General features: G+C 38.8%; 18 protein-coding genes. 7 read left to right on the top strand and 11 right to left on the bottom strand.

The window, feature by feature from the left end; all coding sequences use genetic code 11:
- The 5 genes from ABEG20_RS06750 to ABEG20_RS06770 form a co-directional block, all read right to left on the bottom strand.
- Complete coding sequence (locus ABEG20_RS06750) at positions 1–1617, bottom strand: CTP synthase (RefSeq protein WP_406826619.1); 1617 nt, start codon at positions 1615–1617, stop codon at positions 1–3.
- A gap of 160 nt (positions 1618–1777) precedes the next feature.
- Entirely contained in the window at positions 1778–2551 is a 774-nt protein-coding gene (locus tag ABEG20_RS06755; protein ID WP_406826620.1) for a GLPGLI family protein, read from the bottom strand.
- Positions 2538–5312, bottom strand: coding sequence for an outer membrane beta-barrel protein (locus ABEG20_RS06760; RefSeq protein WP_406826621.1), 2775 nt, complete (start codon positions 5310–5312; stop codon positions 2538–2540). Before ABEG20_RS06760 ends, ABEG20_RS06755 begins: the two co-directional genes overlap by 14 nt.
- A 329-nt stretch (positions 5313–5641) precedes the next feature.
- Positions 5642–6184: a hypothetical protein gene (locus ABEG20_RS06765; RefSeq protein ID WP_406826622.1), complete on the bottom strand. Its 543-nt coding sequence runs from the start codon at positions 6182–6184 to the stop codon at positions 5642–5644.
- 58 nt (positions 6185–6242) lie between these two features.
- Positions 6243–6812 (bottom strand): DUF3575 domain-containing protein, encoded by a 570-nt coding sequence (locus tag ABEG20_RS06770; RefSeq protein WP_406826623.1) that lies wholly within the window; start codon positions 6810–6812, stop codon positions 6243–6245.
- A gap of 98 nt (positions 6813–6910) precedes the next feature.
- On the opposite strand from ABEG20_RS06770, the gene ABEG20_RS06775 reads away from it, so the two are divergent.
- On the top strand, positions 6911–7876 hold the full coding sequence (locus ABEG20_RS06775; protein WP_406826624.1) for a GNAT family N-acetyltransferase: 966 nt from the start codon (positions 6911–6913) through the stop codon (positions 7874–7876).
- A 129-nt stretch (positions 7877–8005) separates the two neighbouring features.
- Here the strand turns inward: ABEG20_RS06775 and kdsB are convergent, their stop codons facing one another.
- The 4 genes from kdsB to trpS form a co-directional block, all read right to left on the bottom strand.
- On the bottom strand, positions 8006–8773 hold the full coding sequence (gene kdsB, locus ABEG20_RS06780; protein WP_406826625.1) for a 3-deoxy-manno-octulosonate cytidylyltransferase: 768 nt from the start codon (positions 8771–8773) through the stop codon (positions 8006–8008).
- Positions 8770–8973: a DUF5808 domain-containing protein gene (locus ABEG20_RS06785; RefSeq protein WP_406826626.1), complete on the bottom strand. Its 204-nt coding sequence runs from the start codon at positions 8971–8973 to the stop codon at positions 8770–8772. The genes kdsB and ABEG20_RS06785 overlap by 4 nt, the downstream gene beginning before the upstream one ends.
- Positions 8974–9011: 38 nt before the next feature.
- The gene (locus ABEG20_RS06790; protein ID WP_090500686.1) at positions 9012–9626 is read right to left on the bottom strand and encodes a deoxynucleoside kinase; all 615 of its coding nucleotides are present in this window, start codon (positions 9624–9626) and stop codon (positions 9012–9014) included.
- A 78-nt stretch (positions 9627–9704) separates the two neighbouring features.
- Positions 9705–10703, bottom strand: coding sequence for a tryptophan--tRNA ligase (gene trpS / locus ABEG20_RS06795; protein WP_265851309.1), 999 nt, complete (start codon positions 10701–10703; stop codon positions 9705–9707).
- A 449-nt stretch (positions 10704–11152) separates the two neighbouring features.
- Between trpS and ABEG20_RS06800 the strand changes: the two genes are divergently transcribed.
- The 6 genes from ABEG20_RS06800 to ABEG20_RS06825 all read left to right on the top strand — a co-directional run bounded on the left by ABEG20_RS06800 (position 11153) and on the right by ABEG20_RS06825 (position 14320).
- On the top strand, positions 11153–11884 hold the full coding sequence (locus ABEG20_RS06800; protein ID WP_406826627.1) for a lysophospholipid acyltransferase family protein: 732 nt from the start codon (positions 11153–11155) through the stop codon (positions 11882–11884).
- On the top strand, positions 11881–12171 hold the full coding sequence (gatC, locus tag ABEG20_RS06805; protein ID WP_406826628.1) for an Asp-tRNA(Asn)/Glu-tRNA(Gln) amidotransferase subunit GatC: 291 nt from the start codon (positions 11881–11883) through the stop codon (positions 12169–12171). The genes ABEG20_RS06800 and gatC overlap by 4 nt, the downstream gene beginning before the upstream one ends.
- A gap of 127 nt (positions 12172–12298) precedes the next feature.
- Positions 12299–13057 carry an ABC transporter ATP-binding protein gene (locus ABEG20_RS06810; protein WP_406826629.1) on the top strand — a complete coding sequence of 253 codons (759 nt, stop codon included), beginning with the start codon at positions 12299–12301 and terminating at the stop codon, positions 13055–13057.
- Between the two features lie 75 nt (positions 13058–13132).
- A complete protein-coding gene (locus ABEG20_RS06815) occupies positions 13133–13681 on the top strand; it encodes a cob(I)yrinic acid a,c-diamide adenosyltransferase (RefSeq protein WP_406826630.1) in 549 nt (182 codons plus the stop codon).
- Between the two features lie 88 nt (positions 13682–13769).
- A complete protein-coding gene (locus ABEG20_RS06820) occupies positions 13770–13991 on the top strand; it encodes a DUF2795 domain-containing protein (protein WP_010603503.1) in 222 nt (73 codons plus the stop codon).
- Positions 13992–14161: 170 nt separating this feature from the next.
- Positions 14162–14320 (top strand): lmo0937 family membrane protein, encoded by a 159-nt coding sequence (locus ABEG20_RS06825; protein WP_109924584.1) that lies wholly within the window; start codon positions 14162–14164, stop codon positions 14318–14320.
- Positions 14321–14596: 276 nt separating this feature from the next.
- Here ABEG20_RS06825 and ABEG20_RS06830 read toward each other — a convergent pair whose 3' ends face one another.
- Both ABEG20_RS06830 and queA read right to left on the bottom strand, forming a co-directional pair.
- Positions 14597–15262: a 2-C-methyl-D-erythritol 4-phosphate cytidylyltransferase gene (locus ABEG20_RS06830; protein WP_406826631.1), complete on the bottom strand. Its 666-nt coding sequence runs from the start codon at positions 15260–15262 to the stop codon at positions 14597–14599.
- A 75-nt stretch (positions 15263–15337) separates the two neighbouring features.
- Complete coding sequence (queA, locus tag ABEG20_RS06835) at positions 15338–16387, bottom strand: tRNA preQ1(34) S-adenosylmethionine ribosyltransferase-isomerase QueA (protein ID WP_406826632.1); 1050 nt, start codon at positions 16385–16387, stop codon at positions 15338–15340.
- Between the last annotated feature and the right edge of the window lie 17 nt (positions 16388–16404).

The following is a 16404-nucleotide window of genomic DNA, read 5'->3' on the forward strand; positions in this document are numbered from 1 at the left end:
TTAATTCGTTTTCTTTTTTGCAAACTCCATTGCAGCGGCGACAAATTTAACAAAAAGTGGGTGAGGATTAGCAACTGTTGATTTTAATTCTGGGTGAAACTGTCCGCCAACGAAAAAAGGATGGTTTTTAAGCTCTACAATTTCAACTAAATTGGTCTGTGGATTCATACCAGATGCCGTCATCCCTGCATCTTCATACTGCTTTAAATAAGCATTGTTAAATTCGTAACGGTGACGATGGCGCTCGTTGATATGCGATTTACCGTAGATAGAAAAAGCTTTTGTACCTTTTTTAATATCGCATGGATAAGAACCTAAACGCATGGTTCCACCTTTATTGGTTATTTTTTTCTGCTCTTCCATCATGTTGATGACCGGATTTGCAGCATTTTCTTCAATTTCTGTCGTATGCGCATCTTTTAAACCTAAAACGTTACGTCCGAATTCGATAACCGCACATTGCATACCCAAACAGATGCCAAAGAAAGGCACATTGTTTTCGCGAACGTATTTGATGGCATCAATTTTACCCTCAATACCGCGGCTGCCAAAGCCTGGTGCTACTAAAACACCTTGTAAATGACCCAATTTCTCTTTTACATTGTCAGGGAAAATACCTTCAGAGTGGATATATTCTACCTTAACCTTGCATTCATTTTTAGAACCTGCGTGTACAAAAGATTCGATAATAGATTTGTAAGCATCGGGTAACTCTACGTATTTACCAATCAAGCCGATTTTTACTTCAGCAGTTGGGTTTTTTAAACGGCCCAGGAAATCTTTCCAGCTTTCCATATCCGGATCGTTTTTGGTAGGCAGTTTTAATTTCGCTAAAACGGTTTTATCCAGTTGTTCTTTTAACATCAATAATGGCACATCATAAATAGTCGATGCATCCATCGATTCGACTACTGCATTGATATTAACGTTACAGAACAAGGCGATTTTTTTTCTCAGGTCAGCACTTAAGTGGTGCTCGGTACGGCAAACCAATATATCTGGTTGTATACCATACTCCAATAAAGCTTTAACTGAGTGTTGTGTAGGTTTGGTTTTTAATTCACCTGCAGCGGCTAAATAAGGAACCAGGGTTAAGTGGATTACAATGGCATTTGTACTGCCTTCTTCCCATTTAAACTGGCGAACAGCTTCTATAAACGGTAACGACTCAATATCACCAACTGTACCACCCAGCTCAGTAATTACAATATCGTATTCGCCACTTTCGCCCAGAATGCGCATATTGCGTTTAATCTCATCGGTAATATGTGGAACAACCTGTACTGTTTTGCCCAGATATTCGCCTTTGCGCTCTTTACTAATTACATTTTGGTAAATACGGCCGGTAGTGATGTTATTGGCCTGTGATGTTGGAACGTTAAGAAAACGCTCGTAATGACCAAGATCCAGGTCGGTTTCGGCACCATCTTCAGTCACAAAGCATTCGCCATGTTCGTAAGGGTTTAATGTGCCTGGATCGATATTAATGTACGGATCGAATTTCTGAATGGTTACACGGTAGCCACGTGCCTGTAAAAGTTTAGCTAAAGATGCGGAAATGATGCCCTTACCCAAGGAGGAAGTTACACCGCCCGTAACAAAAATATACTTTGTCATGATTGATAATTTGTGATATTAACCAGGCCTTTTGGACCTGTTTAATTGTTTTTGTACGGGATACAAAGGTACAAAAAATTATCGCCCGTTCAGATATGAAACGGAATATTTTTTAATTGTATTATTGCGCTGATATTGACTCTTTTAGTGAAAATGCCGGTTAAAGAAATAATGAATAAAGCTCCTTTTTAATATCTTCTATCTTTCTGGGATTCTTTTTATCATCATAACGAGTATAAAGGTCGAGCATTTTTTTAAAATCTTTCTCCGTATCAGTCCGCTTTCCCTTTGCCGGGGCTGCGATGTTTAAAATGTCAACATTTTTTGCTTCTATCTTCGTGGCAAACCATGTGGTGTTGTACCGCGGGATGGCTAAACCCAATATCATTCCTGGTAAACCGGTAAAGCCCTCAGGACCACCTTTCAATAAAATCTCATCAGTATAAAAAGCCACTACAGTAACCGTATCATTGATCATGGCGATAGCCTTTCTGCATTCGTAACCGGCAATTTTACGCAGGTCGTGCATGATTTTCCACTTCAGACGCGGAATACTATCCTTCAGGATAAAATCATTACCCATAATACTTTTTCTTTTCATGCGGTTGCTTTTCGCAAAATCTGTAAACAGCTCATCTGTATTATCAGAACTGAAGAAGAAGGCATTATCACTTAAACTTTCCTTTGCTTTAGCCCGGTAAACCGAGGTGCTGTCATTAAAACTGTATTCCCAGTTGGTGGTGCGGTATTTCCCCATTTTTTCTTTGGCCTCATCATTCAGCCATTGGTTATTGGCTAGCTGCTCTTTAATGTTCACCTTTTTCTCAAAAATAATTTTAGCACTTTTGATGAATACCGTTTGAGCGGTAGCCAACTGAAGGCCTAGCCACATGCTGAAGATCAGGCTCAAAAATCTGATGTTATTTCTTTTCATTTTTAACAAAATTGCCGTTTAAATTATAAACCACACCTACCAGCACGTATCTCGGAATAAAGCTGTAAGTACTTTCGCCTACGCTGTTCCCATTTACATAACGGTTGTAACCAACCCTTTGGCCCAGGATATCGGAAATTGAAACCTTGATCTCCATTTCTTCGGCCTTAAGCATCCTTTTAGACAGATAGGCGTTCCAGATGGCAATGTTTACCGGGCGGGCAAATGAAGCATTGGCCGGCTGGTAAGACAGTGACATGGAGGTATTGAATTCTGTATGATAGGGGAGATTGATGTTCCCTGAAATCTCATGATCATGACGGAAGTTTTTACCATCATTCACCGTACCGATAGTAGAACGGCTTCTGGAAAAGTTTAGCGAAACGTTGTACTCCAGGCTGAACTTATCTTGATAGATACTCACCCTTGGCCTTAAGGTCATGCTGCTTCGGTTGGTTTTATTCAATTCTTTATTCAGGATCGAAACGTCCTGATTGAAATTATAATTGAAACCCATATTGGTATTCAGGTGGATCTTGCTGAAACTTTTTCCGATACTTCCTCCGGCATAAAGGCTTTTCCCTCCATTGAGGTTGACAAAAGTGGTCACAGTTTTGTTAGATTGATCGACGGTTGTACTGGCCGACACTGCATTTTGTACGAAGTTATATCCCGCATAGCTGTAGGCATAAATTTCAGATTTCTGCTGGTAAGTATTGATGTTCAGGTTAAAGTTGTTGTTGAATGATGGCCTCAGATTCGGGTTACCGATTAATTGGTACAGCGGACTGTTCACCTGCCTTAAAGGTTGCAGCTGCTCAATATCAGGCTGATCTGTACGGCCATTGTAACCCACCGAAATACTGCCGCTTCTGCCCAGCTTATAACTCAGGCTCGTTTCGGGTGCCCAGTTGATATACGAACGGCTCACCTGACGGTTACGGTCGATATCATCCAGGTGGAAGGTCGTTTGAATGGCCTGGGTTCCACCCCGTAACGTAAATTTTTTAGCTTTATATTGTAATACTGCGTTCCCTACATTGGAGAAATTGTTGAATTTGAAAAAGTTACTTAACGAGTCAATCTTTTGTCGGCCCAGGTCCTGGTTATAGGTATAGCGCTTACTGCTGGAGCGAATCGTTTTAAAACTATAGCCCGCCTGTAACGAAAGTCTCTTGCTGAGGGGCTCGGTATAAGAAATCCGAGAAGCCAGGGATGTTTTACTGGCCTGGTCATCATTCAGGTAATTCCGGCGGTCAGGAGTCAGCGCCACACCCGTAGAATCAAAGAGATTAGTCTGATTCAGGCTATTCCGTTCATTATTATTCCGGTTGTTTTCCGGCTGCATGTCTACCGTTAAAACCCTCCCTTTGGTTTTGAATTTCTTCACATAGCCGATATTACCGTTAAAAGCATCACTTTGACCATTAGCATCGCCATTTTCGTGGTTACTATTCACCATAATACCCCGTCCGTTTTTCGTTTCGCTATTGCTGAAACTGCTGGCTGAATTGCGTTGCTGGCGTCCACCGAAAGAAATCTTCAGGGTCGATAGCGAATCCAGCTTTAAATCTACACTTCCGCGCAGGCTTTGCCCGGTCGTACGGTTTTCCTCCCTGCCTGCGCTCTGGCTTAAAAAGGTGGTACCATTTGGAATCAACGATTCATTACGACTGGTGCTTTCGTTAAAAGAACTGTTATCAGCACCTTTAAAATTCAGCTTCATACCCACCTTGTTATCTTTCCATTTGTTTGAGAAGTGACCGCCATAACTGGTGATGTTCGGAATTCCACCCCCCGCTCTGAAATCTTCATCTTCGTTATTGCCGTAACTGATCATGACGGTGCTGCCATCATCACCAACCTCAATCACATCATATTCATCACCCTTCAGGCGGCCCATGGCATTGTTGGCTTTAGATTCGGTACTGATGTTGTTATTAAAACCGAAAGCGGCCACTTTCATCTTCCCCTTATATACTCCCGCCATGGCACCCAGGTTGCGGTATTTGTTCAGGTCGCTGCTCGCTTCCGTTGTGCTGATGTAGCCATTTTTTGCATTCTCCTTCAGCTTCACGTTGATCACCTTTTCTTTTGAATCTTCCTCCTTAATACCCGTCAGTTCTTCACTTTTACTCTTTTTATCATACACCTCTACTTCGTTCACTGCATTGGCCTTCAGGTATTTTGAAGCCAACAGGGGATCGTCGCCAAAAAATTCTTCGCCATCAACCAATAAGGTATTGACATCTTTTCCTCCTGCTTTTATTGCGCCATTTTTATCAACCTCGATTCCCGGTAACCGCCTTAACAGATCCTGTAAACTGGCATGCGGTTTTACGGCAAAACTATCTGCCTGGTAGGTTATTGTATCGCCTTTTATGCTGATGGCTTGTTTTTGTGCCTTAATTGTCACTTCATTCAAAAGTGTGGCTTTACTATCCATTGCAATAAGCCCCAAGTTAAATTTCGATGAATCTGCCAATCGGATATCTCTGATATAGTCGGCCATTTTAGGGTAGGTGATGACTAAAGTGTAAATGCCTTTGTTTAAATTTGATAGTTCAAATTCGCCATTTGCCTTTGCCCTGGCATCCCTAATTAAAACGGAATCTTTACTATTAATGAGCATTATGGAACTGTTTGAAAGTTTCCTTTTTTCTACTGTGTCGACCACAATACCTTTAATGCTGGCCTTTTGAGCCAAGGCAGGGAGAAATAATACCGATAAAATAAAAACGGCAAAGAGGTTTTTAAACATGTACGGAGAAACGTTGATAACTAGTTGTTTGGTTTTGGGAAGTGAAAATACAACTATTCAGTTGGTTTAATGAATATGCCCGCAACATTTTTTAAAGAATTGACTTTCATCATCAACTTATATTCGGTTTTGTTCTGATGTGAATTTTCTGATCAACGCGATCTGACCAAATGGTACTAATTTTTCGTTTATGCCTAATACCTGATTAATGTTAAATACTGATCCTTAAAAGCGGTATTAGCGATCCAATAACCATTTATGAAAATTTATTTTCATCCATTTGCAATAAATCCAGCGCTTTTCATTTCTAATTTTTTAGCTTCTATTATTTAGCAACAATTATAGTACACCTTTACTTTTTTTTCTTTTTCACTCCAGGCGATATAGATGTTATTTTCTTTTCCCAAGCGATATTTAAAGCCGTTTAAGCCAGATTTTTTCAATTCTTCATAAAGCGCTTTGTCAGGAGTATATTTGTCAGCTTTATCTTCAGGCATTACTGCAGGTTCCAGAAAATTATCGTCGCTAAAAAAGTCATCAGCAATAGTTTTTAGGAAAATAATCTGGTCTTTCTCTTTGGAAAGATCGATGTTTGGATCGGTGCTGCCCAGCAATTCGGTGCCTTTTATTTTTGTGTTGTAAATTTCTTTTCCAGCTGCATTTTTGATCGTGAAATTCAACACCATCTCCGCTGGTTTTCTGCCGGTAAGTTCTATTTTAAAAGTATCGGGTGTTTTTAAATCGGAAAATGATTTGGCAACACTCTGGTTAACATTTTTAAATTCAATGGGATCGTTTTCCTTTTTGCTTTTTGAATTACAGGCAAAAAGTGCTAACAAACAGATCGTGAAAAAGAGCGGTATATTTCTCATATCCAAAACTACAAATTTTATATTTAGTTCATATTTCTATTTTTAATCCTTCTCATATTTAGAAAGAATAACCGATAGATAACCATAGTTGAAAGTCGAAATAACCACCAGGCATCTTATTTTGTAAATTATTTTGAACATGATAATAATCTCGATATCCTAAACCGGTTAGGCCTTCTAAAAGAAAATGTTTTCCAGGAATAAAAGATACCCCAAATGTTCCGCCGTATCGTATAGAATTTGCTTTGAAATCACGGTTGTTGCCCCAACTAAAAAAGCCTGTATGATCTACTGTGCCATGTGAAACCACCGTTTGATTCAGGTTTCCAAAATACACGCCATAAAAAGCATTAGCTTCTTTATTTTTAATTGGTCTGATGTATTTTTTCGCTCGGAGTAAAAAGCCATTATAATGGTAATAGTCGTGATAACCAAAATTTTTAATTTCGCCAAAAGTATAAGCTGCTTCCAATCCATAAAGATCAGCAAAGGTTTTTTCTACAGATAGGGTAGGCCTTTTAGCCACCAAATTTAAAACATTGGTTTTTACAATCAATCCATCCCTTTGCTGAGCAAAAATCGCATTACTATAGAAAATGACGATAATTAAGAGTGTTTGTTTTGACATAGAACTAAAATACGAAGATATTATCGATACCAGTCTATTATCAGATAATCCGATTTTGTTTTTATATTTGCGTAACTGATTACGTAAATAGTTTTATTATGGATTTTTTTGAAGAGATTGGTAAGGTAGCGATCGGGAGCAGGTTGAGAATGTTGACCGATAAAGTAACTGAAGATGCTGCAGAGATTTATAAATTGTATCATATTGATATGCAGCCTAAATGGTTTCCGGTATTTTATGCACTAACCAGGGAGCGGGAAAAAACGATTACTGAACTGGCTAAAGCTATTGGCCATTCTCATCCTTCAGTTAGTAAAATGATCAGTGAAATGCTGAAAAAAGGTTATGTTAAAGAAAGTAAGGATAAAACTGACGGACGTAGAAATGTAATAAGCCTTTCTAAAAAAGGAATGGAAATTTCAGAAGAATTAAAGGACCAGCTCGTAGATGTAAATGCTTCAATTGAAGAAATCTCGGCACAAGCCAAGCACAAACTTTGGGAAGCAATAGGAGAGTGGGAATTTTTACTGGAGCAAAAAAGTTTATTGAGAAGGGTTTTGGAAAAGAAAAAAGAACGCGAAGGTGCTAAAGTTGAAATTGTAGACTACGAACCTGAATACCAGGAGGCCTTCAGGTCACTAAATGTAGAGTGGATTTCGAAGTATTTTACGATGGAAGAATCTGATTATAAAGCTTTGGATGATCCTCAGGGTTATATTTTAGACAAAGGAGGTTTTATATTGGTTGCGCGCTATGAAGGTGAACCTTTGGGTGTTTGTGCGCTAATCAAGTTGAATGACGGCGAATATGATTTTGAACTGGCTAAAATGGCGGTGTCGCCAAAAGCTCAGGGAAAAAACGTAGGATTTTTGTTGGCAAAGGCAATTATAGAAAAAGCAAAATCATCAGGTGCATCTAAAATCTACCTGGAAAGCAATACCATTTTAAAACCGGCCATTAATCTTTACCATAAGCTTGGCTTCCAAAAGGTACCAGGTAAGCCAACGCCTTACGCGAGATGTAATATTCAGATGGAACTGGTGATAAAAAAGTCCAGAGTCTGAGGAAAATTAATCTTGAGTCATTAATACTTGGCCATGATCCATCAGGCTATCAACCATTGAACTAATGACTAATTACTAATGAACTAATGACTAGTTACTAATGAACTAATGACTAATGAACTAATAACCTTACTCGTGCTTCAGCGCATCCAATAGATTATTTAATTTTAGTAAGTCTTCAGGCGTATCAATAGCAACCGTTTCCAGGTCCGTAACTTTTGTTTGGATATAAAATCCATTTTCAATCCAGCGCAGTTGCTCCAGACTTTCAGCAATTTCTAAAGAAGAAGGTGGTAATTGGGTAATGGCTTTTAAGGCTTCTGTACGGTAACCGTAAATCCCGATGTGTTTATAAAACTGGTGTTTTTCTGCCCATACGCCTGGTTCTCCGTTTCTGATAAAAGGAATCGGACTACGGCTAAAATACAGGGCACGGCCATTTACATCAATCACCACTTTTGGGCTGTTGGGGTTGTAAACGCTTTCCTGGCTTTGGATGGATTTGATTAAAGTGGCCAATTGTACTTTTTCTTCCGTAAAGCAACTGGTCAGTAAATCAATCTGCGCAGGTTCAATAAAAGGTTCATCGCCCTGGATGTTGATCACGATATCGTATCCGGTTAAAGTTTCAATCACTTCAGCGCACCTATCGGTTCCGCTTTGATGATCGGATGAAGTGAAAATAAATTCTCCGCCAAAGTTTGTTACTTCTCCGGCAATCCGATCATCATCGGTAGCAACCACTACTTTCGATAAACTTTTTGTTTTCGAAGCCTGCTCGTACACCCGCTGAATCATCGTTTTCCCGGCGATATCAACCAATGGTTTCCCCGGAAAGCGGGTAGAGGCATAACGTGCGGGAATAATGCCTATCGCTTTTAGGTTTTTGTCTGTCATATATTATGCTGATAGAACTGGTAAAAAACAAAAGTAAAAATCAATGCGATAATGAGGTAAGAAAGGGGATGGGCAAAATTAAGTGTCCACCCTAATATTTTTATACGTTTCGGAACAATTAACCTACGGTCGTTTTTGTTGAAATAAAAAATACCCCATTTCCAGTTTCCCGCATTTTCTTTTTCAATATTTTTCTCCATGTTTACGGGTTCTCTCAATTCCAAAATAAGGGAAAAAATTAAAATAAACCGTTGATCTCTGCTTCGATCGATTGAATGACCGTACCTAAATCTTCCGGATTGTTGGTAAAATCCAGTTTATCTTTATCCAAAATCAATAACTTGCCGAGTTTATACCCTTTAATCCAGGCTTCGTATTTTTCGTTCAGTTTAGAAAGGTAATCGATACGGATGCCCGCTTCGTACTCACGGCCGCGGCGTTGGATATTATTGACCAGTGTGGGTACTGATGCACGGAGGTAAACCAATAAATCGGGCGGTTTAATGAAAGAAGTAATATTATCGAAGATAGCCCGGTAATTATCATGGTCGCGCGTCGTCATCAAAGCCATATCATGCAGGTTTTCTGCAAAAATATGTGCATCCTCATAAATGGTTCTATCCTGAATTACATTTCGTTTATTGACTTCAATATCGGTAATTTGCTGAAAACGGCTGTTGAGGAAATAAATCTGAAGATTAAAGCTCCAGCGTTTCATGTCGCTGTAAAAATCTTCCAGGTAAGGGTTATTATCCACAGCCTCATACAAAGCCTCCCATCCATAGTTTTTGGCCAATAAGCCTGTTAAGGTAGTTTTACCGGCACCTATATTTCCTACAATTGCTATGTGCATCTTTTTTTTGCGTTTTGCGGTGAGCGTTTTGCGCTTAGCGTTTTTCCGCCAAACGCTAAGCGCTTATCACAATATTAATTAAAAACTTTTAAACCCGATTAAACTACGAACTTCTCTGATGGTTTTTTGCGCACTTTCACGGGCCTTTAATGCACCATGTTTAGCCACTTGTCTTAAATAGGCATCATCTTTTGCAATGTCCTGGATGCGCTCACGCATCGGTGCAGTAGCGATAATCATATCTTCTGCCAGTTGTTTTTTGAAATCACCATAACGGATCTGCATTTTATTGTACAGATCATCAAAATGCTGATGGGTATCTACACTTGATACCACCTTCATTAAATCGAAAAGATTCTGGATCGCTTCAGGTTTTGGCTGATTTTCTTCTGTTGGTCCACCATCACTAACCGCTCTCATTACTTTTTTACGGATAGTTTCAGGATCATCAGACAGGTAAACAGCATTGGCTTCGCCTTCTGACTTGCCCATTTTACCTTTTCCATCTAAACCAGGCACTTTAACCAATTTATCTGTGTAGCTAAAAGCATAAGGCTCAGGAAAATATTCTGTATGGTATAACCTGTTGAAACGGTTTCCAAAAGTACGGGCCATTTCCAAATGTTGTTCCTGATCTTTTCCAACAGGTACTTTGGTCGCCTTGTGGATTAAAATATCGGCAGCCATTAATACCGGGTAGGTTAGTAAACCCGCGTTTACATTATCGGGGTTGGCACGTACTTTATCCTTAAAAGAGGTACTGCGTTCCAGTTCGCCCATATAAGCATTCATGTTTAGATACAGATATAGCTCTGCAACTTCAGGTACGTCACTTTGTATATAAATGGTGCTATTTTCCGGATCTATTCCACTAGCCAGATATTCAACCAGAACATGTTTGATATTTCCGTGCAAATCGGCCGGAGTTGGGTGTGTAGTTAATGAATGTAAATCGGCGATAAAAAAGTAGCAGTTATAGTCGTTCTGCATTTGAACAAAATTTTTAACTGCGCCATAATAATTACCTAAATGTAATTTTCCTGTTGAGCGGATACCGCTCACCACTGTTTCTTTCATAATGGCACGAAATTAAAAATAAATTGCAAGCAATCCGCAAATCACCTTAATTTTCATAGTAAGAATTTTTATGGTAGTCGCCAGTTCGACCGTAGCGCAGAGATCTATATATAACAATTACCTTAGCAGTTATTGACTCACTGGCTATAAGAGTAGTACTTAAGAGATTTGGAAATGAAAGCCGGTATTTCATCTGGAGCAGCTGTTCTTCTTTCCGTTCCTGGTCCTCTCCTGATGATAAAATCGGGATTGCTTGCTTTATACCTCAACAAGGTTTATAATAAAGGTTTCTGCGAGCATGGAGCCGTTTTAACCCGCGAGCATCATCGAATCGAAGGTACTCATCTCCGTAGTGGAGAGATCTGTGAATTGTCTTTTTCTGTTGGTCCTCACCACAATCTTCATCGTTAGTTTGAAATATCAAACAATTTTATATTTTTGGTATAGCTATGATCAACTTTCTAAGGCAAGTACACCGGATATGGTTTCTATTCTGGATCCTGTTTTTTTTCGCCCTCTTTTATCCCTTTTACTACATTACTTCACGTAATGAAAAATATTATGGTATTTTAAACTTTTGCCGTAAAGCCAACAGCTTTTTATGCAGTCTGTTTTCCGGTGTTTTTTTTCATTATCAATACGAAGAAAAGCTTGATCGCAAACAAACGTATATTTATTGCGCCAATCATACTTCTAACCTGGACATCATGATTTTTTGCATCATGGGGCATGGTAAATTTCACTTTATGGGTAAAGATGAGCTGTTGAATAATCCCGTATTAAGTATTTTTTTTAAAACCATCGATATTTCTGTCAACCGCAACAGTAAGATTTCAGCTTTTAAGGCTTTTAAAAAAGCTGGCGAAAACCTGGAAAAAGGAATGAGCCTGATTATTTTTCCGGAGGGTAAAATTGATGACCACTATCCGCCAAAGTTGGCCGAGTTTAAAAATGGTCCATTCCGTTTGGCTATTGATAAAAATATCCCCTTAGTGCCAGTTAGCATTGTTGATGTTTGGAAAATAAATTGGGATGATGGTTCAAAATATGGAAGTAAGCCAGGAATTTGCGATATTTACGTCCACAAACCTATCAATACATCAACCTTGGCTGATGTTGATGCGGATGTATTGAAAGAAAAGGTTTACAGGTTAATTGATAGTAAGTTGAAACAGATATGAATTTAGACGCAAAAACCATTCATAAAATAGCCGATCTGGCCAGAATTCATATTGATGAAGAACAGGTGGATATACTGATTCCGGAAATGAATAAAATTTTATCCTTCATGGAAAAGTTAAATGAACTGGATACTTCAAATGTAAAACCTTTGGTTTATATGAACGAATCGGTAAATGTTTGGAGAGAAGATGTAGTTAAGCAGGAAATAACCACTGCTGATGGTTTGAAAAATGCCGCAAAGCATACAGACCAATTTTTTATGGTGCCGAAGATTATTGAAAAATAAGGAGGTATCCTCATGCTGATCGGGTAGCTATCGTATTTAATTCAGCATCTTTAAGATTAACGTTTATGCTTAATTTACGCCTTCTTGTAACATCTTACCCGCTACGCTTGTCTAAAAAAGAAAAAACATGGAGAAACCACTCATCACGATAAAAGAAATTGGCCGTAAATACGTTATTGGATCTGAAGTGATTCACGCTTTAAAATCAGTTTCTTTAGATATTAATAAAGGCGAATTTGTAGCATTGATGGGCCCTTCTGGTTCTGGTAAATCAACCCTGATGAATATTTTAGGTTGTCTGGATACACCGTCAAGCGGAACATACATTTTAAACGGAACAAATGTGAGTCAGATGAGTGATGATGCACTGGCTGAAGTACGGAATAAGGAAATCGGTTTCGTTTTTCAGACCTTTAATTTATTGCCACGCTCTACATCATTGGATAATGTTGCCTTACCTTTAATTTATGCAGGAACAAGTAAAAAAGACAGGGATGCAAGGGCTGCCAAAGCGCTGGAAAATGTAGGCTTGGGCAACCGTATGGACCACAAGCCCAATGAACTGTCAGGGGGGCAGCGTCAGCGTGTGGCGGTAGCCAGGGCTTTGATCAATAATCCTTCTATTATTTTAGCCGATGAGCCGACTGGTAACTTAGACACCAAAACCTCAATTGAAATTATGGGTTTGTTGGAAGAAATCCATAGTAAAGGCAATACGATCATTCTGGTAACACATGAGGAAGATATTGCGCAACATGCACACCGCATTGTACGTATGCGTGATGGTCTGATTGAAAATGATTATTTAAATAGCGATATCAAAAATGTATCCCCACGTTTGCAGGCATTGAAAGAGGCTGGCAGCGATTGGGAGAAAATTAATTGAGGGGTAAGGTAAAAGGTTTATGGCGTAAGGTTTTACCCTCAACCTTCAACCACCCTACACCCTAAACCTTTCTAAATGAAAATCTACACTAAAACAGGCGATAAAGGCCAAACATCATTGATTGGCGGTACCCGCGTTCCTAAATATCATGTACGTATTGAAGCGTATGGAACTGTTGATGAGTTAAATTCTTATATCGGTTTAATTATGTGTCAGGATATTGATGCAAAAGATCAGAAACTATTGAAAGAAATTCAGGACAGGTTATTTACTATTGGTGCATCACTGGCGGCAGACCCGGATACCTCTAAGATGAAGATTCCTGATCTCCATGATGCTGACATTACCTTGCTGGAAAAGGAGATGGATCTGATGAACGAAAAGCTGCCGGCTTTAAAACATTTTGTTTTACCTGGCGGAAATACTGTCGTTTCGTATTGCCATATTGCGCGCTGTGTTTGCAGAAGGGCCGAACGTTTGGCAGTGGCACTTGCAGAAAATAGCTTTGTAGATGAGCGTGTAACCATTTATTTGAATCGCTTAAGCGATTATTTATTCGTTTTGGCACGAAAACTGACCGTATATTTTAATACCGAAGAAAACATTTGGATTCCGAGGGTATAAAGTGGAAAAATAAGTTTGTTTTGCTCAAGAATTTTAATATACTTTGCGCAATAATAAGTAAGAACAGGAATTTAATTGAATTGACGATATGTATTGGACATTAGAATTAGCATCGCACTTGGAAGACGCACCATGGCCTGCAACTAAAGACGAATTAATTGATTATGGTATCCGCTCTGGTGCCCCGGTAGAAGTAATAGAGAACTTACAGGCATTGGAAGATGATGGCGAACCTTATGAAACCATTGAGGAGATTTGGCCTGATTACCCAACTAAAGAAGATTTCTTCTTTAACGAGGACGAATACTAGAATTTTAAAACAGATAAAAAACCTTTCAGTAACACTGGAAGGTTTTTTTGTTTAGCTTATTTTAGGGGTGTAAATCAGTGTGATAAGGAATATATTTACATTTTTTAAACAAAAGCTAAAAACCGGGTGTTATAATGCAAAAATATAAACATTGATAAAAAATTAACACTATGGGAAATTTATTGTACTTAGTCGCAGTGGTATTGGTAATACTATGGGTGATCGGATTTGTATTTCACGGCTTCGGTGACGTAGGCGGAATAATCCACGTATTATTGGTAATTGCAGTTATTGCCATCTTATTAAAAGTAATTGGTAGGGCGGCGTAAAAATGTTGCCACCAATATTCATTATTTTAGAAGTAGGGCAACACTTTGAATAGATGAATTAAAAAAGGAGTTCCATTTTTGGAATTCCTTTTCTTTAGATAGTCCTAAGATGATTATCTTTTTGCACGCTCAAAACCTCGGTATACTACGTAGCTTTCCGCAACGCGAAAAATCAGCTTGATCAATTGAATTAAACACATCTGCTTAAGCGCTTCTAAAAAATATGGTTAATCGAGTTCGGGTTGGCAAAAACTTACTTTTAACCCAAAAAAACTGTTAATTTTTCAATAACAATTCTGCAAGTTCGAGATCAATCGGATAAGTAAGTTTAATATTCCCTCTTTCTCCTTCAATGATATTGATCTCATAACCTATAGATTCTACCACGCTTGCATCATCAGTGAAATGAGAGGCGAATTCCTGGTTGTAAGCCTCTTTAAGAATGTTAAGGGTAAACGTCTGCGGAGTTTGAACTAAATAGATTTGATCGCGCTTTAGCGCGGATGTTTTTTTGTTTTGCAGTAAACGTACACTATCGCTGGATTGTACCGCTGCAATAACATTCCCCTGTTTAGCAGCTTCAGAAAAACAGCTGTCAATCAATTTTTTAGAAACCAGCGGACGAACGGCATCGTGAATCGCAACATAACTATCCTCTTCAATGGCATAAACCGCATTTTTAACTGAATAGAAACGTTCTGTACCGCCATCGATAACCTGATGTGTTATGTGGAAATTAAATTCTTTGCATAGCCTGGCCCAGTAAGCCTGTTGATCTTTATTTAAAACCAATAGAATTTTAGGCTGTGTAGTGCTTGCCGCAAAAGCTTTTATGGTGTGCATTAAAACCGGGAGGTTTTTGAGCAGTAGAAATTGTTTTGGCGTTTCTGTTTGCATCCGATTTCCAGAACCGCCTGCTACAATTATAGCGTAATGTTTCATATAAAGAGATGTGAGATGATAGATTTGAGATATGAGACCTGATTTAACTCAAATCTCATATCTCATTACTCAAATCTATATGATTAGCATGGCATCACCATAGCTGTAAAATTTGTATTTTTCTTTTACTGCAACTTCATAGGCGTTCATTACATTTTCATATCCGCCAAATGCACTTACCATCATCAATAATGTAGATTCTGGTGTGTGGAAATTGGTAATCATGGAGTTTGCAATACTGAAGTCGTAAGGAGGGAAGATAAACTTGCTGGTCCAGTCGTTAGCCGCTTTTAATGTTCTGTTTGCAGAAACAGCCGATTCGATGGCGCGCATTGATGTTGTTCCTACCGCACAGATTTTTCTTCTTTCCTCTATAGCTTTGTTTACAATGTTCGCATCTTTCTGTTCGATGATAAACTGCTCAGAATCCATTTTGTGCTTGGTTAAGTCTTCAACCTCCACCGTTCTGAAAGTGCCCAAACCTACATGCAAAGTTACTTCTGCAAATTCTACGCCTTTAAGTTCAAGGCGCTTCATCAGCTCGCGGCTGAAGTGTAAACCCGCGGTTGGAGCTGCTACTGCACCTTCATGTTTAGCGAAAATAGTTTGATAACGCTCTTTATCTTCGGCGGTAGCTTTACGCTTAATGTACTTTGGAAGAGGAGTTTCACCTAAAATTTCAACATTTTTCCTGAATTCTTCATCTGTACCTTCAAATAAGAAACGGATCGTACGACCACGTGATGTAGTGTTATCTACAACCTCGGCAACCAGTAAATCGTCGTCGCCAAAGTATAATTTATTACCTACGCGAATTTTACGTGCCGGATCTACCAGTACATCCCATAAACGTAATTCCTTGTTTAATTCACGTAGCAAGAAAACCTCTATGGTTGCACCTGTTTTTTCTTTATTGCCATATAAACGTGCAGGAAAAACCTTCGTGTTGTTTAATATCATTACGTCTTTGTCATCGAAATAACTTAAAACGTCTTTAAAAATTTTATGTTCAATTTTACCGCTGTCTTTGTGTAAAACCATTAGGCGAGCTTCATCGCGTTGTTCTGCCGGATTGTTGGCTACTAACGATTCTGGTAAGTTGAATTTGAATTGTGATAATTTCATTCTTGATGAATTTTTTG

Origin of the sequence: Pedobacter sp. KACC 23697 (genome assembly GCF_045348445.1) — a bacterium.
GTDB lineage: Bacteria > Bacteroidota > Bacteroidia > Sphingobacteriales > Sphingobacteriaceae > Pedobacter.